The organism is Serratia sp. YWN4 (assembly GCF_055790845.1).
Genome location: NZ_CM147696.1, coordinates 5,309,353 through 5,331,073, shown reverse-complemented (window position 1 = coordinate 5,331,073; position 21,721 = coordinate 5,309,353). Strand labels below are relative to the sequence as shown.

General features: G+C 53.6%; 17 protein-coding genes. 14 read left to right on the top strand and 3 right to left on the bottom strand.

Annotated elements, in window-relative coordinates:
* The first annotated feature begins 102 nt into the window (after positions 1 to 102).
* The 3 genes from hmsP (at position 103) to ACX9GT_RS24505 (ending at position 5,461) form a co-directional block, all read left to right on the top strand.
* Entirely contained in the window at positions 103 to 2,109 is a 2,007-nt protein-coding gene (hmsP, locus tag ACX9GT_RS24515) for a biofilm formation regulator HmsP (protein WP_473189118.1), read from the top strand.
* Positions 2,110 to 2,381: 272 nt separating this feature from the next.
* The gene (locus tag ACX9GT_RS24510; RefSeq protein WP_473189117.1) at positions 2,382 to 3,674 is read left to right on the top strand and encodes a dicarboxylate/amino acid:cation symporter; all 1,293 of its coding nucleotides are present in this window, start codon (positions 2,382 to 2,384) and stop codon (positions 3,672 to 3,674) included.
* A gap of 296 nt (positions 3,675 to 3,970) precedes the next feature.
* The gene (locus tag ACX9GT_RS24505; RefSeq protein WP_473189116.1) at positions 3,971 to 5,461 is read left to right on the top strand and encodes a M16 family metallopeptidase; all 1,491 of its coding nucleotides are present in this window, start codon (positions 3,971 to 3,973) and stop codon (positions 5,459 to 5,461) included.
* 29 nt (positions 5,462 to 5,490) lie between these two features.
* Here ACX9GT_RS24505 and ppiC read toward each other — a convergent pair whose 3' ends face one another.
* Complete coding sequence (gene ppiC / locus ACX9GT_RS24500) at positions 5,491 to 5,772, bottom strand: peptidylprolyl isomerase PpiC (protein WP_037401326.1); 282 nt, start codon at positions 5,770 to 5,772, stop codon at positions 5,491 to 5,493.
* A 112-nt stretch (positions 5,773 to 5,884) separates the two neighbouring features.
* Here ppiC and rep point away from each other — a divergent pair, with 112 nt between their 5' ends.
* Positions 5,885 to 7,909, top strand: a complete 2,025-nt coding sequence (gene rep / locus ACX9GT_RS24495; RefSeq protein ID WP_473189115.1) for a DNA helicase Rep — start codon at positions 5,885 to 5,887, stop codon at positions 7,907 to 7,909.
* 32 nt (positions 7,910 to 7,941) lie between these two features.
* Here rep and ppx read toward each other — a convergent pair whose 3' ends face one another.
* Both ppx and rhlB read right to left on the bottom strand, forming a co-directional pair.
* Positions 7,942 to 9,435: an exopolyphosphatase gene (gene ppx / locus ACX9GT_RS24490; RefSeq protein ID WP_473189114.1), complete on the bottom strand. Its 1,494-nt coding sequence runs from the start codon at positions 9,433 to 9,435 to the stop codon at positions 7,942 to 7,944.
* Positions 9,436 to 9,556: 121 nt separating this feature from the next.
* Positions 9,557 to 10,846 (bottom strand): ATP-dependent RNA helicase RhlB, encoded by a 1,290-nt coding sequence (rhlB, locus tag ACX9GT_RS24485; protein WP_473189113.1) that lies wholly within the window; start codon positions 10,844 to 10,846, stop codon positions 9,557 to 9,559.
* Between the two features lie 137 nt (positions 10,847 to 10,983).
* Here rhlB and trxA point away from each other — a divergent pair, with 137 nt between their 5' ends.
* From trxA to rffA, 10 genes are all read left to right on the top strand, one after another.
* Positions 10,984 to 11,310, top strand: a complete 327-nt coding sequence (gene trxA / locus ACX9GT_RS24480; RefSeq protein WP_156293301.1) for a thioredoxin TrxA — start codon at positions 10,984 to 10,986, stop codon at positions 11,308 to 11,310.
* Between the two features lie 402 nt (positions 11,311 to 11,712).
* On the top strand, positions 11,713 to 12,972 hold the full coding sequence (rho, locus tag ACX9GT_RS24475; protein ID WP_021181558.1) for a transcription termination factor Rho: 1,260 nt from the start codon (positions 11,713 to 11,715) through the stop codon (positions 12,970 to 12,972).
* Positions 12,973 to 13,257: 285 nt separating this feature from the next.
* Positions 13,258 to 14,355 carry a UDP-N-acetylglucosamine--undecaprenyl-phosphate N-acetylglucosaminephosphotransferase gene (gene wecA / locus ACX9GT_RS24470; protein WP_473189112.1) on the top strand — a complete coding sequence of 366 codons (1,098 nt, stop codon included), beginning with the start codon at positions 13,258 to 13,260 and terminating at the stop codon, positions 14,353 to 14,355.
* A gap of 20 nt (positions 14,356 to 14,375) precedes the next feature.
* On the top strand, positions 14,376 to 15,428 hold the full coding sequence (wzzE, locus tag ACX9GT_RS24465; protein WP_473189111.1) for an ECA polysaccharide chain length modulation protein: 1,053 nt from the start codon (positions 14,376 to 14,378) through the stop codon (positions 15,426 to 15,428).
* An 83-nt stretch (positions 15,429 to 15,511) separates the two neighbouring features.
* A complete protein-coding gene (gene wecB / locus ACX9GT_RS24460; protein ID WP_473189110.1) occupies positions 15,512 to 16,642 on the top strand; it encodes a non-hydrolyzing UDP-N-acetylglucosamine 2-epimerase in 1,131 nt (376 codons plus the stop codon).
* A complete protein-coding gene (gene wecC, locus ACX9GT_RS24455) occupies positions 16,639 to 17,901 on the top strand; it encodes a UDP-N-acetyl-D-mannosamine dehydrogenase (RefSeq protein WP_473189109.1) in 1,263 nt (420 codons plus the stop codon). The genes wecB and wecC overlap by 4 nt, the downstream gene beginning before the upstream one ends.
* A complete protein-coding gene (gene rffG / locus ACX9GT_RS24450) occupies positions 17,898 to 18,962 on the top strand; it encodes a dTDP-glucose 4,6-dehydratase (protein WP_473189108.1) in 1,065 nt (354 codons plus the stop codon). The genes wecC and rffG overlap by 4 nt, the downstream gene beginning before the upstream one ends.
* 66 nt (positions 18,963 to 19,028) lie before the next feature.
* Entirely contained in the window at positions 19,029 to 19,910 is an 882-nt protein-coding gene (gene rfbA, locus ACX9GT_RS24445; RefSeq protein ID WP_473189107.1) for a glucose-1-phosphate thymidylyltransferase RfbA, read from the top strand.
* Positions 19,888 to 20,604, top strand: coding sequence for a dTDP-4-amino-4,6-dideoxy-D-galactose acyltransferase (gene rffC / locus ACX9GT_RS24440; protein ID WP_473189106.1), 717 nt, complete (start codon positions 19,888 to 19,890; stop codon positions 20,602 to 20,604). The genes rfbA and rffC overlap by 23 nt, the downstream gene beginning before the upstream one ends.
* Complete coding sequence (gene rffA, locus ACX9GT_RS24435) at positions 20,591 to 21,721, top strand: dTDP-4-amino-4,6-dideoxygalactose transaminase (protein WP_473189105.1); 1,131 nt, start codon at positions 20,591 to 20,593, stop codon at positions 21,719 to 21,721. Before rffC ends, rffA begins: the two co-directional genes overlap by 14 nt.

The following is a 21,721-nucleotide window of genomic DNA, read 5'->3' as shown; positions in this document are numbered from 1 at the left end:
AGGCAAAAATATGCAGCAATCGCGTATACTCAGACCGGTTCGAGGGGCGAGCAGACTGTATCCGCCCCTTTTTATTGCAGCACGCATGAGCGGAGAGAAGGTTTGCAGGTCAGGCGTTCATTAACGATTAAGCAGATGGCAACGGTGTCCAGCGTTGCGCTGGTGACAATCTGTATCTTCATCGTGATCCAGTTATTCCATTTTGTGCAGCAGCGCAGGGATGATTACGCCCATCAATTGGAGAGCATCGCGCACTCTGTCCGCCAACCGCTTGCCGAGGCCGTGCTGCGCATGGATGTGCCGGAAACCGAGAGCGTGCTCAATTCGTTGCTGCCGGTAGGGATCCTCACGCGAGCGTATATCGTATTGCCGAATGAGTTTGAGGCCGTGCATGCCAATTTTCCGCCTGAACGGCCGGTGCCTGCGCTGCTGGAGCGTATTTTTGAGCTACCGGTGCAGATTTCGGTGCCGCTTTATTCGCTGGAGCGGGTGCCCGCCAATCCTCAACCGCTGGCTTATCTGGTGCTACAGGCTGATTCGTTCCGCATGTACCAGTTTATTCTCAGCACGCTCTCAACGATGTTGTCGACCTATCTGTTACTGGCCCTGATCCTGTCCGTTGCCATTACCTGGTGTATGAATCGGTTGCTGGTTTACCCGCTGCGCGCGATGGTGCGGGAACTGGAGAATATCTCTCCGGAAGATATGCCTTATCACCAACTGATGTTGCCCGCCCAGCACCAGGATGACGAATTGGGTCTGCTGGTGCGCAATTACAACCGCAATCAGCAGATGCTGGCCAAAGCGCATAGCGAAATGAGCCGCCTCAGTACCCATAATTCGATTAGCGAATTACCCAACTCGGTGTTGTTTACCGCATTGCTTGAACAGCACATGGCTTCCAGTTCGCGCCCGGCGCGTTTTAACCTGCTGGTGGTCGGGATTGAAACATTGCACGAAGTGTCCGGCGTGCTCAGCCCGTCAAGGCGTGAAACGCTGTTGCTGATGATGGTGAGAAAACTGCGTACTTCCATAGGTACTGACTGTGTGCTGGCGCAGTTGAGTAACGCCGAGTTTGCCATTCTGGCGAAAAATATTGAACAACCGCTCCATGCCATGCAGTTGGCCCGGCGCATTATGGCGGAAATCAATCAGCCGCTGAGTCTGGAGCAAATGTCGCTACGGCCCAGTGCCAACATCGGTATTGCCCATTTTCCGTCTCGTGCGGAGGGCGCAGAGCAACTGCTGCGTAGCGCGACTTCGGCGATGATGTCGGCGCATCGCGAGGGCAAGAACCAGATCCTGTTCTTTGAGCCGAGCCTGACGGAAAAAACGCAAAAGCGGCTGACGCAGGAAAGCGAAATCCTACAGGCGATTGAACAGCGCCGGTTTACGCTGTTTCTGCAACCGCAGGTGGATATGCAAACTCAGCAGGTGCTGGGTGCCGAAGCGTTGCTGCGCTGGCAACAGCACGACGGGAGCGTTGTGTTGCCAACGGAAGTGATCCCGTTGGCGGAAGAGCTGGGCGTTATCGTCCCGCTCGGTAACTGGGTGTTGGAAGAGTCTTGCCGCATTCTGGAACAGTGGCAGGAGCAAGGTATCCGGTTGCCACTGGCGGTGAATGTTTCCGCGCTTCAGGTGCAACATAAAGATTTTGTTCCACACCTGAAACAACTGCTGGCCCAACATCAGATCGAACCGGGCAAGCTGTTGCTGGAAATCACCGAAACCGTGCGCCTGAACGATCTTGAACATGTGCTGGAGTTGCTGCGTGAACTGCATGATTTGGGCTTGTCTATCGTGCTGGATGACTTTGGCATGGGCTATTCCAGCCTGAATTACCTGAATCATCTCAAATGTTTGCCGATCGATTTGATTAAAATCGACAAGAGTTTCATTGATGGCCTGCCGGAGGATGATGCGATAGTCCGTATCATCAGCTCTATCTCTGAGGTGCTCGATCTGCCTGTGATGGCGGAAGGTGTCGAAACCGACGCACAGCGCGATTGGCTTTTGCAGCATGGCATTCGCAATGGCCAAGGTTTTCTGTTTGCCAAGCCGTTGCCCCGAGTGGCGTTTGAGGCTCAATTCTGCTCGCCTGTGCAGTAAGTTTTTTAATGGCCTTCTGGTACTTTTGCAACGCTCGAAAATCACGAATCAATCCTACCTCTTTTGCGTTAGTGCAAAGAAAAACGTACGCAGCTTTCAATTTTGCAGCCAAGCTGACGCGTTTCAGCTCTTAAATTCGTATCAATAAGCGTTTTTGGGGACAACAAATTATTTCCATGTTGTTATGTGGGTGTTATTTTCCGCGCAAGCGATAAACAGGACGGACGAGTGAATGTCCGACTGCCGCGTTGTCTCCCCCCAAAGGATTTCATATGAAAACAACTATCTTTAAGAGCCTCTATTTTCAGGTGCTGACAGCCATTACGTTAGGTATCCTGCTTGGCCATTTTTACCCTGACATCGGCGCCCAGATGAAACCACTGGGTGATGGATTTGTTAAATTAATCAAAATGATTATCGCACCCGTGATTTTCTGTACCGTGGTGACCGGCATCGCGGGTATGGAAAGCATGAAGGCCGTTGGCCGGACCGGGGCGATCGCGCTGCTGTACTTTGAAATTGTCAGTACCCTGGCGCTGCTGATCGGCTTGGTGATCGTGAACGTGGTGCAACCCGGTGCCGGGATGAACGTCGATCCTGGAACGCTGGATGCCAAAGCGGTGGCGGTGTATGCCGAGCAGGCGTCGCAACAGGGCATCATTCCCTTCCTGCTGGACATTATTCCGGGCAGCGTGATTGGCGCATTCGCCAGTGGCAATATTCTGCAGGTGTTGCTGTTTGCCGTGCTGTTCGGTTTTGCCCTGCATCGCCTGGGTGAAAAAGGCCAGTTGATCTTCAACGTGATTGAGAGTTTCTCACGCGTGATCTTCGGCATTATCAACATGATCATGCGCTTGGCTCCGCTGGGGGCGTTCGGTGCCATGGCGTTCACCATCGGTAAATACGGCGTGGGAACATTGGTGCAACTGGGCCAGTTGATCGCCTGTTTCTATATCACCTGTGTGCTGTTTGTCATTGTGGTGCTTGGATCGATTGCCCGTTACAACGGCTTCAACATCTTCAAATTTATCCGCTATATCAAAGAAGAACTGTTGATCGTGCTCGGGACTTCGTCTTCCGAGTCGGTGCTGCCGCGCATGCTCGATAAAATGGAAAAACTGGGTTGCAAGAAGTCGGTCGTTGGCTTGGTTATTCCGACCGGTTACTCGTTCAACCTTGATGGTACCTCGATCTATCTGACCATGGCGGCGGTGTTTATCGCTCAGGCAACCAACACCCACATGGACATCATGCACCAGGTGACACTGCTGGTTGTACTACTGCTGTCTTCGAAAGGGGCGGCGGGTGTTACCGGTAGCGGTTTCATCGTTCTGGCGGCAACCATCTCGGCCGTGGGCCACTTGCCGCTGGCGGGTCTGGCGCTGATCCTGGGTATCGACCGCTTTATGTCAGAAGCGCGTGCATTGACCAACCTGGTGGGTAACGGCGTTGCAACCGTGGTAGTCGCGAAGTGGTGCAACCAGCTGGATGAGAAACAGCTGCGTGATACGCTGAACAATAAATCTGGTGCTCTGTCTGCCGACAAGACACTGCCTTCTGCCTAATTTTTCCTACTGAAACATCGGCTGCACCCCGCAGCCGATGTTGTTTTTCCTCGCTTCGTAGACACTTTTCGTACTTAAAATTCTGACATCCATTATTTTTCACTCCGATGAGTGACATCCGCAAAGGCGCGCGGTCTAACAGAATGGTACACTTTCCGCTTTCCGCCCCACCGTGAAGCTTTAGGGCGTTATTGTAGACTGTGCCACGCACGAATTTGGGCGCAGCCTAGTATTCCATTGAACGGAATATCCGTATTTGCATATAAAAATTGGATAGTCATTAAGTAGGGGTTCACATGCAGGGCACCAGAATTCATCTTTTAGTGGGTGGGCTGCTGTTGGCTGCGGCCAGCGGCAGCGTGCAGGCTGAAGCACTACAACCGGACCCAGCCTGGCAGCAAGGGCAACTGGAGAACGGGTTTTCCTGGCAGATTCTTGATACGCCGCAGCGGCCGAGCGATCGTGTTGAACTGCGTTTGATGGTGAATACCGGATCGCTGATGGAGTCTTCCCAGCAGATCGGTTTTGCCCATCTGTTGCCGCGCATTGCGATCGCGCGCAGCGAGAGTTTTACCGACCCACAGTTACGTTCGCTGTGGCAGCAGAGCGTGGACAGCGAACGGCCATTGCCGCCTGCCATCAGCTCTTATGATTTCACTTTGTACAATTTGAGCCTGCCGAATAACCGCCCCGATCTGTTGAAAGAAGCCTTGAACTGGCTGGCTGATACTACCGGCCGGTTGGCGATTGATGAGCACACGGTGCAGGCGGTGATGAATTCCAGTGCCGACCCTATCGGCACCTTCCCGCCGGACCCTAAAGATTCCTGGTGGCGTTATCGCCTGAAAGACTCAACGTTGCTGGCGCACGATCCCGGCCAACCGATCAAGCAGCCGATCAATATTGATGAGCTGAAGAAATTTTATGGGCAGTGGTATACCCCGGACGCTATGACCTTATACGTGGTGGGGAAAGTCGACAGCCGTAGCCTGAGTGAGCAGATCAATAAAGCGTTTTCGCCGTTGAAGGGCAAACGTGAAACGCCAGCGACCATGCCGACCTTGACGCCATTACCCCCGCAGCCGGTTAGCCTGATCAGCGATCAGGTGAAGCAGGATACGCTTTCGATCATGTGGGATTCGCCGTGGCATCCGATCCGCGACTCACAAAGCCTGAGCCGCTACTGGCGCAGCGATATCGCACGCGAAGCCTTGTTCTGGCATATCCAGCAGGTGCTGCAAAAGAGCGAGCAGAAAAATATTCAGTTGGGCTTCGACTGCCGGGTGCAGTATCAGCGCGCCCAGTGTGCGATCCATCTGAATTCGCCGAATGAAAACCTGAACACTGGCTTGGCGTTTATTGCCCGCGAATTGGTCAATCTGCGCAAGAACGGCTTCTCACAAGATGAGTTCAATACGCTGCTGGCGCAGAAAAACGATCAACTGAGCAAACTGTTTGCCACCTATGCTCGCACGGATACCGATATCCTGATGAGCCAGCGCTTGCGTTCGCAGCAGAGCGGGGTGGTGGATATTGCGCCGGAGCAATATCAGAAATTACGCCAGGCGTTTCTTTCGTCGCTGACGCTGGAAGCGTTGAATCAAGAGCTGAAGTTGCAACTGTCGCAGGACGCAACGCTGGTGCTGATACAACCGAAAGGTGAACCGGAGATGAACATGAAACAGTTGCAGGAAACCTACAACGGCATCATGACGCCTGCTCCGGCCGTGGCCAGCGAAGAAGCCAAACCGGCTGATACCGCCGCACCGGAAACCAGCGCGCCATAAAAACAGGGGGCAGAACGCTGCCCCTGAGTTTAATTGCGATAAAGTACCTTAATGATGTGATAGCCAAACTGGGTTTTCACCGGGCCGTAGGGTTTCAGCAGCGGAATGCTGAATACCGCTTTATCAAAGGCCGCCACCATGGTGCCTTTGTTGAATTCACCCAGTGAGCCACCGTTACGCTTTGACGGGCAGCTTGAATACTTGCGTGCCAGCGTATCGAAGCTGACACCGCGCTTCAGTTTGGCCAGCAACTCGTTGGCCAGCTTTTCGTTATCTACCAGAATGTGCAGGGCACAAGCCGTTTTTGCCATCATCTTGTCCGTTCAGTCATGCAGAAATTGCCGCCATTATACCTGTTAAGTCTCGCTGGCGCTTTCTGCTACAATCCGTTCCCCACGACATAAAATCGAGCAATAAAGCGCCATGCGATTAAATCCCAGCCAACAACAAGCCGTCGAATTCGTTACCGGGCCCTGCCTGGTGCTGGCCGGTGCCGGTTCCGGCAAGACGCGCGTGATCACCAACAAAATCGCTCATCTGATCCACCAATGTGGTTATCAGGCGCGGCACATCGCTGCCGTGACCTTTACCAACAAGGCGGCGCGGGAGATGAAAGAGCGTGTGGCGCAAACCATGGGGCGTAAAGAGGCGCGTGGGCTGTTGATCTCCACCTTCCATACGCTAGGGTTGGAGGTGATTAAACGGGAATATGTGGCGCTGGGGATGAAGTCCAACTTTTCGCTGTTTGACGATCAGGATCAGTTGGCATTGCTGAAAGATCTGACTGAAAAATGGTTAGAAAACGATAAAACGCTGGTGGCGCAGCTGATTTCTACCATTTCCAACTGGAAGAATGACCTGATAGACCCTCCGCGGGCGATGGGGTTAGCACGTTCCGAACGCGATAAGCTGTTTGCTCACTGTTATGGGCTGTACGATGCCCATATGAAAGCCTGCAACGTGCTGGATTTTGATGATTTAATCCTGCTGCCGACGCTGTTGCTGCAACGCAATGAAGAGGTACGTGAACGCTGGCAGAACCGTATCCGCTATTTGCTGGTGGATGAATATCAGGATACCAACACCAGCCAATATGAACTGGTCAAACTGCTGGTCGGCAGCCGCGCGCGTTTTACCGTGGTGGGTGATGACGATCAGTCGATTTACTCCTGGCGTGGGGCGCGCCCGCAGAATTTGGTGCTGTTGAAGGAAGACTTCCCCCAGTTGCAGGTAATCAAACTGGAACAGAACTACCGCTCCAGCGAACGTATCCTCAAAGCGGCCAACATTCTGATTGCCAACAATCCGCACGTGTTTGAAAAACGCCTGTTTTCCGAGCTGGGCTACGGCGAAGAACTGAAGGTGATTACCGCCAACAATGAAGATCATGAGGCCGAACGGGTGGTCGGTGAACTGATCGCTCATCATTTCGTGAAAAAAACCCATTACGGTGATTATGCGATCCTCTATCGCGGTAACCATCAGTCGCGGTTGTTTGAAAAAATGCTGATGCAGAACCGGATTCCGTACAAAATTTCCGGCGGAACCTCGTTTTTCTCACGGCCTGAAATCAAGGATTTGCTGGCTTATCTGCGCGTGCTGACCAACCCGGATGACGACAGCGCTTTCTTGCGCATCGTCAATACCCCGAGGCGCGAAATCGGCTCGGCCACGTTGCAAAAGCTGGGCGAATGGGCCAACCAGCGCAACAAAAGCCTGTTTCGCGCCAGTTTCGATCTCGGCTTGGGCCAGCATCTCACCGGCCGTGGTTTGGAATCGTTGCAGCGTTTCACGCACTGGATGGAAGGAATCACCCAGCTAGTGGAGCGTGAACCCGTGGCGGCAGTGCGTGATTTGATCCACGGTATCGACTATGAAAGCTGGTTGTTTGAGACTTCCCCGAGCCCGAAAGCGGCCGAAATGCGCATGAAGAACGTCAACACGCTGTTTGGCTGGATGACCGAGATGCTGGAAGGCAGCGAGCTGGATGAGGCCATGACGCTGACGCAGGTAGTCACCCGCTTTACCCTGCGCGATATGATGGAGCGCGGTGAAAGCGATGAAGAGTCGGATCAGGTGCAGTTGATGACGCTGCATGCCTCCAAAGGATTGGAGTTCCCCTATGTGTTCCTGGTGGGGATGGAAGAGGGTTTATTGCCGCATCAGAGCAGTATTGATGAGGATAATGTCGACGAGGAGCGGCGTTTGGCCTATGTGGGGATCACTCGCGCCCAAAAAGAGCTGATTTTCACGCTGTGCCGCGAACGCCGCCAATACGGTGAACTGGTGCGTCCTGAACCGAGCCGTTTCCTGCTGGAATTGCCGCAGGATGATCTCGCCTGGGAGACGGAACGTAAGGTGATCAGCCCGCAAGAGCGGATGGAGAAAGGGCAGAGCCATTTGGCCAGTGTGAAAGCGATGCTGGCGAAAGCCAAAGGCGGCAGTTAAAAAGAGAGGGCGCCGTCAGCGCCCTGAGCAGATCAGTGCTGTTCATCCAAAAACAGCGGCCAATGAACATAGCTCTGCCAATGGCTCTCTTGCTCCAGCGTTTCGGCGCGCAGCGGGTGCTGCTCCAGCCAGCCAGGCGGTAGGATCACGTGCAGCTCTTCATCGTTGGCGCGCAGGCGCACCGCAGGCAGGGTATCGTCCCGGCGACGGCTGGCAAAGATAATGGCTAAACGTAGAATACGGCACAAACGCTGCGCCATACGCGGCAGCACGGCGTTTTGCTGGCTCAGCAGCGGTAAGTCAATGGTATTGCTCTGGTTTTGCAGCAGGGTGGCTAACAGTTTCTTCTGCGCTGGCGTAAAGCCGGGTAAATCCAGATTACGGATCAGATAGGCGGCGTGTTGCGGCGCCTGCTTGAAGTCAACGCTGAGGCCGATTTCGTGGATCAGGCAGGCCGCATGCAGCAGCTCACGACACCGTGCATCCAACTGCCACTCGTTGGCGATCTGCAAAGAAAAATTCGCCGCAAGCTGGCTGACGCGTTCAGCCTGATCGGTATCCAGCAGATAGCGGCGTTGCAGATTGCGCAGGGTACGGCTGCGGATATCCTGTTCGACCGGCAAATGCAGCATGCCATACACCAATCCTTCGCGCAGCGCGCCACCGGCCAGCGTCATGCATTCGATGTTCAGCTCCTGAAAAATCGCCAGCAGGATCGACAAGCCACTTGGGAACACCAGTGCGCGTTCCAGCGTCAGGCCTTCAATTTCCAGTTCTTCCAGCTTGCCACACTGAATGGCGCGCTGTTTCAGTTGGCGCAGTTTAGGCAGCGTAATACGCTCATCCATCCCCTGAGCCACCATGATCTCTTGCAGCGCTTGCACAGTGCCGGAGGCACCGACGCAAATCTGCCAACCATGCTCACGCAGTTGTGGCGCAATGGGACGAACCATTTCGCGCGCCGCCTGCTCGGCCGCGTCAAAGTTTTCCTGCCCCAGATTGCGATCGCTGAAAAAACGTTCCAGCCAGGTGACGCAGCCCATCGACAGGCTGTAAAGCTGGGCGGCTTGCGCCCCAGTACCGGTGACCAGTTCCGTGCTGCCACCGCCGATATCTACGACCAGGCGTTGGTCCGGGCCACCGGTGGTGTGCGCAACGCCGTGATAAATCAGGCGGGCTTCTTCTTCGCCGCTGATCACTTGAACAGGGCAACCGAGGATCTCTTCGGCAGTTTGCAGGAATTCACCCGCATTGTTGGCCAGGCGCAAGGTCGCGGTAGCAACCACGCGAATCTGTTCGCACGGAATATCCTGCAAGCGCTCTGAAAATAACTTCAGGCATTGCCAACCACGCTGCATAGCCTCATGCGACAGGTGATTATGCTGATCTAGCCCGGCGGCCAGACGCACTTTGCGCTTGATGCGAGCCAAAGTCTGAATGCTGCCAGCCACCTCGCGAACCACCAACATATGGAAGCTGTTGGAACCCAGATCGATGGCGGCGTACAGGGTGTTGGAACTGAGCATAATTATTCACTTCGCCTGGCAAGTTGCCACGTTGTAGGCCTACCCCAAGCACTTACCGGTGTAAGCTCTTGGGGATCCACACTCTCGCCGCCTGATGGCAACTTGAAACTCATTGGGAATATCAGCCTGGGCGTCTACGGTTGTTACGTGGCGCACCGCCACCACGACGTGGCGCAGAGTTACGGCGTGGGCCGTTGCTACCACGCGGGCGCACCAGGCGTTTTGGCGCAGGCAAATCCGCTAGCAGCGCATCGCTGTTGTATTTGCTCACTGGGATGCTGTGGCCGGTATAGGTCTCGATCGCTGGCAGGTTCAACGCGTATTCTTCACAGGCCAGGCTGATGGAGTGACCACTTTCGCCCGCGCGGCCGGTACGACCAATGCGGTGTACGTAGTCTTCGCAGTCATCAGGCAGATCGTAGTTGAAAACGTGAGTCACCAGCGGGATATGCAGGCCGCGTGCAGCAACGTCGGTGGCGACCAGAATGTCCAGGCTGCCCTTGGTGAAGTCATCCAGAATCCGCAGGCGTTTTTTCTGTGCGACATCGCCGGTCAGCAGGCCCACGCGGTGACCATCAGCAGCCAGATGGCCCCAGATGTCTTCACAGCGGTGCTTGGTGTTAGCGAAAATAATGCAGCGATCCGGCCACTCTTCCTCGATCAGAGTCTGCAACAGACGCATTTTTTCTTCGTTGGAAGGGTAGAAGAGTTCTTCCTGGATCCGATGGCCGGTTTTCTGTTCCGGTTCAACTTCCACATATTCGGCATTGTTCATCTGCTCGAAGGCCAGTTCGCGAACGCGATAGGACAGCGTGGCGGAGAACAGCATATTCAGGCGCTTATCAACCGCAGGCATGCGGCGGAACAACCAGCGGATGTCTTTGATAAAGCCCAGATCGTACATGCGATCGGCTTCATCCAGCACCACCACCTGGATTGCACCCAGATCGATATAGTTCTGTTTAGCGTAATCGATTAAACGGCCAGTCGTCCCGACCAGGATATCCACACCGCTTTCCAGCACTTTAAGCTGTTTGTCGTAGCCGTCGCCGCCATAGGCCAGACCCAGTTTCAAACCGGTGGACTGCGAAAGGGCTTCGGCATCGGAATGGATCTGTACGGCCAGTTCACGCGTTGGCGCCATGATCAAGGCGCGCGGCTGGTTGGTCTGGCGACCTTCTTTCGCCGGGTGGGACAGCAAATAGTGAAAAGTAGACGCTAAAAATGCCAGCGTCTTTCCGGTACCGGTTTGCGCCTGACCTGCAACGTCACGCCCAGAGAGCGTGAGCGGCAATGCTAACGCCTGAATAGGCGTGCAATGATGAAACCCTTTTTTCTCAAGGGCTTCAAGGACTAACGGGTGCAGGGCGAAGTCGGAAAACTTCTGTTCGGTCAAGTGTGTTTTGCTCATAGTATGGTAGAATATCAGCTAACTATTGCTTTACGAAAGCACATCCGTTGAAATAAACGCGGTGAAATAAAATCACCTTGGGTTGGTGAATACAACGCCAACGCCTACAAGGTAGACCTAATCCTGTGGAGTAGAACATGAGCGATAAAATTATTCACCTGACTGACGACAGCTTTGATACCGATGTGCTGAAAGCCGAAGGGCCAATCCTGGTCGATTTCTGGGCTGAATGGTGTGGCCCGTGCAAGATGATAGCGCCGATCCTGGATGAGATTGCCGAAGAGTTCGAAGGCAAACTGACCATCACCAAGCTGAACATCGACCAGAACCCGGCTACCGCACCGAAATACGGTATCCGTGGTATCCCTACGCTGTTGCTGTTCAAGAACGGTGAAGTGGCAGCAACCAAAGTGGGCGCATTGTCCAAAGGCCAGCTCAAAGATTTCCTGAACGCGAATCTGTAATCGGGCGGGAAGCCCCGTGACGGGCGTCTGGATGTGGGTATTTAATTCACCGCTAGACGCCTGCCAAGAAGCGTGCTAAGTTTAACCACACTGCATATAGAACTTGCCCTAAGTAATAAATCTAAAGAGTTTGAATCTAAGCTTTACTCTATGTTGAACCATCGGCGCCGCCATTGAATATGAACTCAGCCCGTGTTTCGACGATCAAACGGTTTTGCAAAAATCAGTTTTAAGGCACCTTCGATCTTAGACCGTTAACGCTTGCGTTCAATGTAAGCCATTTCTTACCGTGACAGCTCAGCGGCTCGGCGATCGAACGTCCAGTAAACAGGCACGCATCTTGCTGCCATACCATTCACGATATTAGTTCGAGACATACCCCGAGTTTAAGAACCCACCACTATGAATCTTACCGAATTAAAGAATACGCCGGTTTCTGAGCTGATTACTCTCGGCGAAAATATGGGGCTGGAAAATCTGGCCCGCCTGCGCAAACAGGACATTATCTTCTCTATACTTAAGCAACATGCGAAAAGCGGAGAAGATATCTTCGGCGACGGCGTGTTGGAGATATTGCAGGATGGATTTGGTTTCCTCCGCTCTGGAGACAGTTCCTACCTCGCCGGTCCTGATGATATCTACGTTTCCCCCAGCCAAATCCGCCGTTTCAACCTCCGCACAGGTGATACCATTTCCGGTAAGATTCGTCCGCCAAAAGAAGGCGAGCGTTATTTTGCTCTGTTGAAAGTCAACGAAGTTAACTACGACAAACCGGAAAACGCCCGTAACAAGATCCTGTTCGAAAACCTGACGCCGCTGCACGCCAATTCCCGTCTGCGGATGGAGCGCGGTAATGGTTCCACTGAAGATCTGACGGCTCGCGTACTGGATCTGGCCGCCCCGATTGGCCGTGGTCAACGTGGCCTGATCGTGGCACCGCCGAAGGCCGGTAAGACCATGCTGCTGCAAAATATTGCGCAGAGCATCGCTTACAACCATCCAGACTGCGTGCTGATGGTGTTGCTGATCGACGAACGTCCGGAAGAAGTGACCGAGATGCAGCGTCTGGTCAAAGGCGAAGTTATCGCTTCTACCTTTGATGAGCCAGCCTCCCGCCACGTGCAGGTAGCAGAAATGGTGATCGAGAAGGCCAAACGCCTGGTCGAACACAAAAAAGACGTTATCATCCTGCTGGATTCGATCACCCGTCTGGCGCGTGCCTACAACACCGTAGTACCTGCCTCAGGCAAAGTGCTGACCGGTGGTGTGGATGCCAACGCCCTGCATCGTCCGAAGCGTTTCTTCGGTGCGGCTCGTAACGTTGAGGAAGGCGGTAGCCTGACCATCATCGCTACCGCGCTGGTGGATACCGGTTCCAAAATGGATGAAGTGATTTACGAAGAGTTTAAAGGTACCGGCAACATGGAATTGCACTTGGCGCGTAAAATCGCCGAGAAGCGCGTGTTCCCTGCTATCGATTACAACCGTTCCGGCACCCGTAAAGAAGAGTTGCTCACCACGTCTGAAGAACTGCAAAAAATGTGGATCCTGCGCAAGATTATTCACCCGATGGGCGAGATCGACGCGATGGAGTTCCTCATTAATAAGTTGGCAATGACCAAAACCAACGATGAATTCTTCGATATGATGAAGCGTTCGTAATTCAGTAAAAAATTCGAGGAACGCCACGCCTAGTCGTGGCGTTTTTCGCTTTTGGCGGATACGATAAGTAACAGTAAAGGGAAATTCAGTTTTTCTTACGGCTTACTGAGAATTGATCTTATTTACGCCTGTTTTTGACGTTAATACGTTAAAGTAAGAAATGACTTGGGCATGGATGAACCTATATGCCTGTTGTCATAAGAAATGACTGAAAGGTCGCTTTGCATATGGCGCGGTTTTTTACCCATGTTAAGCTGCCTCATCTTCTTCAGAGATTTGTTAACTGTGAACTTACTCACTATGAGTACTGAAATTCTTTTTGTTTTCCTGTTCTCTCTGGCTTTTTTATTTGTTGCCCGCAAGGTAGCAAAATGGATAGGTTTGGTTGATAAACCTAATTATCGCAAACGTCATCAGGGCTTGATCCCACTGGTTGGCGGCATTTCTGTTTACGCAGGTCTCTGCTTTGCTTTCCTGATTTCTGACCAAACGATTGCCCACGGTAAACTTTATCTCGCTTGTGCGGGAGTATTGGTGTTCGTCGGTGCGTTGGACGATCGCTTTGACATCAGCGTTAAAATTCGTGCCACCGTTCAGGCCTTGGTCGGCATTGCCATGATGGTGTTTGCTGGCCTCTACCTACGCAGCTTCGGCTATGTGTTCGGTGGTTGGGAAATGCTGTTGGGGCCGTTTGGCTATCTGGTTACCCTGTTCGCTGTCTGGGCGGCGATCAATGCTTTCAATATGGTTGATGGTATTGACGGGTTGCTGGGGGGGCTTTCCTGCGTTTCATTTGGCGCGCTGGGGGCACTGTTATATATGAGCGGCCACTCTGCGCTCGCTTTCTGGTGCTTTGCCATGCTGGCAGCTATCGTCCCTTACATTTTGCTTAACCTCGGCATCCTAGGCCGGCGGTACAAGGTCTTTATGGGGGATGCGGGCAGTACGCTGATTGGTTTTACGGCTATCTGGATATTGTTGCAAAGCTCCCAAGGGCCGAGTCATCCCATCAAACCGGTCACTGCGCTGTGGATTATTGCGATTCCGTTGATGGATATGATAGCGATCATGTATCGTCGTCTGCGCAAGGGCATGAGTCCGTTCTCTCCCGATCGCCAGCACATCCATCATCTGATTATGCGAGCAGGCTTTACGCCGCGTCAGGCTTTTGTTCTGATTACGCTGGCCGCTGCGATTCTGGCGGCGATTGGCGTGCTTGGCGAACGTCTGACCTTCATCCCTGAATGGGTGATGTTGGCACTATTCTTGCTTGCTTTCTTCTTCTATGGCTATTGCATTAAACGTGCATGGCGCGTCGCGCGTTATATCAAACGGATGAAGCGCCGTATTCGGCATGCAACGAACAATAAGCAAGTACCTTAACCTGAGGCTTTTGGGCAGAGATGACTCCAGAAACAACGTCTGAAAAAAATACCCCGGTGGTCGATAATGAACTCGATATCCGCGGTTTGTGCTGCGCGCTGTGGCGCGGTAAAAAATGGATTATCGGTTTTGCGGTGTTGTTTGCCGTTATCGCACTGATCGTCTCCTACCTGGTCAAACAGGAATGGAGCGCGACGGCGATCACCGATAAGCCAACGGTTAACGCGTTGGGGGGATATTATTCGCAACAGCAGTTCCTGCGTAACCTCGATATGCGCACTGTACCAGCAGTGGCGGGCGATAAACCAGGGATTGCCGATGAAGCCTATAATGAATTCATCATGCAGTTGGCGGCCTATGACACGCGCCGCGATTTCTGGTTGCAAAGTGACTACTACAAACAGCGCCAGGAAGGGGATGCGCGCGCTGATGCGGCATTGCTCGACGATCTGATTAACAATATTCTGTTTACCCCGCGTGACGACAAAAAAGTGCTTAACGACGGCGTGAAGCTGACGGCAGAAACGGCACCGGATTCCAACCGCTTGCTGCGACAGTATGTGGCGTTCGCCAGCCATCGGGCCGCACAGCACTTGAATGAAGAAATTCAGGGTGCCTGGGCGGCGCGTACCACGTCGATGAACGCGCAGGTCAAACGCCAGGAAGCGGTCGCGGATGCGGTTTACCAGCGTGAGCTAAAAACCGTTCAGCAGGCATTGAAAATTGCTGAACAGCAGGGAATTAGCCGCAGCCAGACCGATACACCCGCAGAACAATTACCGGACTCCGATTTGTTCCTGTTGGGCAAGCCGATGCTTCAGGCTCGTCTGGAAGGGCTACAGGCTTCTGGTCCAACGTACGATCTGGATTACGATCAGAACCGCGCCATGCTGGCAACGTTGAACGTTGGCCCGACGCTGGATGCCAAATTCCAGACCTATCGCTATCTGCGCACGCCAGAAGAACCGGTAAAACGTGATAGCCCGCGCCGCGTATTCTGGCTGATTATGTGGGGTGCAATTGGTGCCCTGGTTGGTGCTGGCGTTGCTTTGGCGCGCCGCCCACGCCATTAAAAAAGACCATTATTTCGTTGATGGGCGCATATGCGCCCAGTTTGCAGGTTCGCCTGCGGTTCACCGACCAAAAGAGATTCGCTGTGAAAGTGTTGACTGTTTTTGGCACCAGGCCGGAAGCCATCAAAATGGCTCCCTTGGTACATGCTCTGGCTCAGGATGCAGCCTTTGAATCAAGAGTCTGCGTTACGGCACAGCATCGTGAGATGTTGGATCAGGTATTGCGTTTGTTTGAAATCGTACCGGACTACGACCTGAATATCATGAAACCTGGTCAGGGGCTGAGTGAAATCACCTGCCGCATTCTGGAAGGGTTGAAAGGTGTTCTGGAAGATTTCAAACCCGATGTGGTGCTGGTTCACGGTGATACCACTACCACCATGGCGACCAGCCTGGCAGCGTTTTATCAGCGTATTCCTGTTGGGCATGTGGAAGCCGGTCTGCGTACCGGTAATCTCTATTCTCCATGGCCTGAAGAGGCAAACCGCAAGCTGACTGGCCATCTGGCGATGTACCATTTTGCACCGACCGAAAACTCGCGCTCGAATCTGCTGCGCGAATCGCTGCGTGATGACCATATTTTCGTCACGGGCAATACGGTGATTGATGCGTTGCTATGGGTTCGCGATCGTGTCCTGAGTGACGAAGTGCTGCGTAATAGTCTTGATCAGCGTTATCCCTTCCTGGATGCCAACAAGAAGTTGATCCTGGTGACTGGCCACCGTCGCGAAAGCTTCGGCGGTGGGTTCGAACGCATATGCAGCGCTCTGGCAGATATTGCCCGTCAGCATCCAGAAGTTCAGGTGGTTTACCCTGTACACCTTAATCCTAATGTCAGCGAGCCAGTCAACCGAATTCTGAAAGGCATCGACAACATTGTGCTGATCGATCCGCAGGATTATCTGCCCTTTGTTTATCTGATGACCCACTCTTATATGATTCTGACCGACTCGGGCGGTATTCAGGAAGAGGCACCGTCGCTGGGTAAACCGGTGTTAGTGATGCGTGATACCACCGAGCGGCCAGAGGCAGTCGATGCTGGCACGGTGCGTTTGGTGGGGACGGATGTGGCAAGAATTGTCGATGAAGTGACTCGGTTGTTGACGGATGAAAACGAATATCACGCCATGAGCCGGGCGCATAACCCCTACGGTGACGGGCATGCCTGCCAACGTATCCTCGAAGCTTTAAAGAATCATCAGGTGACACTATGAGTTTTAACACTATTTCAGTTATTGGCCTGGGTTACATCGGTCTGCCAACGGCGGCGGCGTTTGCTTCCCGCAAGAAAAAAGTGGTTGGTGTAGATGTTAATCAGCATGCGGTAGACACCATCAATCGTGGTGCGATTCATATTGTGGAGCCCGATCTGGACCGCGTGGTGAAGGAAGCGGTTGACGGGGGATTCTTGCAGGCGGTGACCAAACCGCTGGCGGCAGACGCTTTTCTGATTGCGGTACCAACCCCGTTCAAAGGGGATCATGAGCCCGATCTGGCCTATGTTGAAGCAGCGGCCAAATCATTGGCACCGGTACTGAAAAAGGGCGATCTGGTGATTCTGGAGTCCACCTCGCCGGTGGGCGCGACAGAACAAATGGCGCAGTGGTTGGCCGAAGCGCGCAGCGATCTCAGTTTCCCACAGAATGCCGGTGAGCAGGCTGACGTCAATATCGCCTATTGCCCTGAGCGCGTATTGCCGGGCCAGGTGATGGTTGAACTGATCCAGAACGACCGTGTGATCGGTGGTATGACGCCGAAATGTTCCGAGCGCGCCAGCGCACTGTATAAGATTTTCCTTGAAGGTGAATGCGTTATCACCAACTCGCGCACCGCCGAGATGTGCAAATTGACGGAAAACAGCTTCCGCGATGTCAATATCGCGTTTGCTAATGAACTGTCGCTGATTTGCGCCGATCAAGGGATCAATGTGTGGGAACTGATCCGCCTGGCCAATCGCCATCCGCGCGTTAATATTTTGCAGCCGGGCCCCGGCGTCGGTGGGCACTGTATCGCCGTCGATCCATGGTTCATTGTGGCGCAAAACCCGCAACAGGCTCGCCTGATTCACACCGCGCGTCTGGTTAACGATGGTAAACCGCTGTGGGTGGTCGAACGCGTTAAAGCGGCAGTGGCCGACTGTCTCGCCGCAACCAACAAGCGTGCTTCTGAGGTGAAAATTGCCTGCTTTGGCCTAGCGTTCAAGCCCAATATTGACGATCTGCGTGAAAGCCCGGCGGTAGAAGTGGCGCACCTGATTGCTGATTGGCACGTAGGTGAAACTCTGGCAGTGGAGCCGAACGTTGAGCAGTTGCCGAAGTCTTTGGCTGGCCATGTGACGTTGAAAGATGTCGCCAGTGCGCTGCAACAGGCTGACGTGATCGTGATGCTGGTTGATCACAAAGAGTTCAAGGCGATTAAGCCGGAAGAGATTAAGCAATCCTGGATTGTTGATACCAAAGGGGTCTGGCGTTGAAACGTATTTTAGTCACCGGCGGTGCCGGTTTTATCGGTTCTGCCGTGGTGCGGCACATTATCAGCAGCACTGCCGATAGCGTAGTGGTGGTGGATAAGCTGACCTATGCGGGCAATCTGGAGTCGTTGGCTGGGGTGGCTGATAACGAGCGTTATGCTTTCGAACAGGTCGACATCTGCGATCGCGCCGCGTTGGATCGGGTATTTGCCCAGTATCAGCCTGATTTTGTGATGCATCTGGCGGCAGAAAGCCACGTTGATCGCTCCATTGACGGCCCGGCGGCGTTTATTGAAACCAACGTGGTGGGCACCTACCACATGCTGGAAGCGGCCCGCCATTACTGGCAGCGGCTTGCAGAAGAGAAAAAGCAGGGCTTCCGCTTCCACCACATCTCTACCGACGAAGTGTACGGCGATCTGCACGGTACTGACGACCTGTTTACCGAAACTACGCCTTACGCACCCAGCAGCCCGTATTCAGCCTCCAAGGCATCGAGCGACCATCTGGTGCGCGCCTGGTTGCGCACCTACGGTTTCCCAACCGTGGTCACCAACTGTTCCAACAATTACGGCCCTTATCACTTCCCAGAGAAGCTGATCCCACTGGTGATCCTGAACGCGATTTCTGGCAAACCGTTACCGGTTTACGGCAATGGCGCGCAGGTGCGTGACTGGCTGTATGTGGAAGATCATGCGCGTGCGCTGTATCAGGTGGTAACCGAAGGTGTGATAGGGGAAACCTATAACATCGGTGGGCACAACGAGCGCAAGAATATTGAAGTGGTGCATACCATTTGCGATCTGCTGGAAGAACTGGCACCGAACAAGCCGCAAGGTGTAGCGAACTACCGCGATCTGATCACCTATGTTAAAGATCGTCCCGGCCATGATATGCGTTATGCCATCGATGCGGGGAAAATCGAGCGTGAACTGGGTTGGCTCCCGCAGGAAACCTTTGAAAGCGGCATCCGCAAAACGGTTTCCTGGTACCTGAACAATGAAACCTGGTGGCGCCGTGTCCAAGATGGTTCCTATGCGGGTGAGCGTTTGGGGTTAAATTAATACCCTCTAGATGAACGCGCGGTGTTGAATAGGCACCGCGTTGTTACTGTAAGTTCAGGAGTTATTATGAAAGGCATTATTCTTGCCGGTGGTTCAGGGACGCGTTTGCACCCGATTACTCGCGGTGTTTCCAAGCAATTGCTCCCTATCTACGATAAGCCGATGATCTACTATCCGCTTTCGGTGCTGATGCTGGCCGGGATCCGCGACGTTTTGATTATCTCTACGCCGGAAGATCTGCCATCGTTCCGCCGTTTGCTCGGCAGCGGTGAAGAGTTTGGTATCAACCTCAGCTATGCAGAACAGCCGAGTCCAGATGGCCTGGCGCAGGCATTTCTGATCGGTGAAGAATTTATTGCCGGTGAGCCGACCTGCCTGGTGCTGGGCGATAATATCTATTTCGGTCAGAGCTTTAGCCCGAAACTGAAAAATGTGGTAGCGGGCTTGCAGGGCGCGACAGTATTCGGTTATCAGGTGATGGATCCAGAACGTTTCGGCGTTGTGGAGTTTGACGATAATTTCCGTGCGTTGTCGATCGAAGAAAAACCGGTTAAGCCAAAGTCCAATTGGGCAGTTACGGGGCTCTATTTCTACGACAACCAAGTGGTGGATTTTGCCAAACAGGTGAAGCCATCGCCGCGTGGCGAACTGGAAATCACCAGTATCAACCAGATGTATCTGGAACGCGGTGAATTGAGCGTTGAGCTGTTGGGCCGTGGCTTTGCCTGGCTTGATACCGGGACTCACGACAGCCTGATTGAGGCCAGCACCTTTGTGCAGACGGTGGAAAAACGCCAAGGGTTCAAGATTGCCTGTTTGGAAGAGATCGCCTGGCGTAACGGCTGGCTGGACGATGAAGGCGTAAGACGCGCCGCTCTGGCGCTGGCTAAAACCGGCTACGGCAAGTACTTACTGGATTTACTGCATGTCCGTCCGCGCCAATATTGAGCCTTTGGGCTGGGAAAGCGAATTTTTCCATATTTCCAGCGCCAAGCTGCATTTTGACGATGCCGCACCACGGCTCAGTGAGGCGGGATTAGACGCTTTTGCACTGGTGCAGGCCAAAATACCGGCACAACGCCTGGATTTAGCTGACGCATTGGCTGGGCAAGGTTTTCGGCTGGTAGAAGGCGAAGTTGATTTGGCACTGGCGGTTGGCACGGAAAGTGCTTCATTATCGGCGGTGCGTACGGCTGTTCCTGAGGATATCCCGGTATTGCGAGCGGCTGCGGCCAGCGTATTTGCTGCCAGCCGTTTTCGTGCCCCTTGGTATGGGCAGCAGGACAGCGGGCGATTTTACGCCACCTGGATTGAAAAAGCGGTACTGGGGACCTTCGATCATCAGTGTTTATTAGTGCTGGGAAGCGATGGGCAGCCAGAAGGTTTTGTCAGCCTGCGTGATATTGGCCAGCAAGAAGCCCGTATTGGTCTGCTGGCGGTTTTCCCAGGTGCGCAAGGAAAGGGTGCCGGTTCACGGCTGATGGCTGCCGCAATCGCCTGGTGTCAGCAGCGTGAGCTGCAACGCCTGTGGGTTGCGACCCAGATGAGTAATATTGCCGCGTTACGGCTCTATCAACGGCACGGTGCCATCGTAGAAAGCACCGCGTATTGGTTTTACAGAGGTTTACATGATTCCATTTAACGCACCACCGGTTGTTGGCACCGAGCTCGATTATATGCAGGCTGCCATGAGCAGCGGCAAACTCTGTGGTGACGGCGGCTTTACGCGCCGCTGCCAGCAATGGATGGAGCAGCATTTCGGCAGCCCGAAAGTGCTGCTGACGCCTTCTTGCACCGCTTCACTGGAAATGGCCGCCATCCTGCTGGATATCCAGCCGGGTGATGAAGTGATCATGCCGAGCTTCACCTTCGTTTCTACCGCCAACGCCTTTGTGTTGCGTGGCGCGGTAGTGGTGTTTGTTGACGTGCGTCCAGACACCATGAATATCGATGAGGCCAAAATCGAAGCCGCGATTACCGATAAAACCCGTGCCATTGTGCCGGTGCACTATGCTGGTGTGGCCTGCGAGATGGACACCATCATGGCGCTGGCAAAGAAACACAACCTGTTCGTGGTTGAAGATGCCGCGCAGGGCGTTATGTCGACTTACAAAGGCAAAGCGCTGGGGACTATTGGCCACATCGGTTGTTTCAGCTTCCATGAAACCAAAAACTACACCGCTGGCGGTGAGGGTGGCGCAACGCTGATCAACGATCCTACGCTGATCGATCGTGCGGAAGTGATTCGCGAAAAGGGCACCAACCGCAGCCAGTTCTTCCGCGGCCAGGTTGATAAATACACCTGGCGCGATATCGGTTCCAGCTATCTGATGTCTGACCTGCAGGCGGCTTATCTGTGGGCGCAATTGGAAGCCGCAGAAGAGATTAACCAGCGTCGCCTGAAACTGTGGCAGAACTATTATGATGCGTTCAAGCCGCTGGCGGATGCGGGCCGTATCGATTTACCGGTGATCCCTGAGGGCTGTGTACACAATGCCCATATGTTCTACGTCAAACTCAAAGACGTTCAGGATCGCACGGCGTTTATCGATTACCTGAAAGAAGCCGAGATCATGACGGTATTCCATTACATCCCACTGCACGCCTGCCCGGCGGGTGAGAAGTTTGGCCGTTTTGCCGGTGAAGACCGTTTCACTAGCAAGGAAAGTGAGCGTCTGGTGCGCCTGCCGCTGTTCTACAACATGTCCGATGTTAATCAGCGTACGGTGATCACTACCATCCTGAGCTTCCTGGCCTGA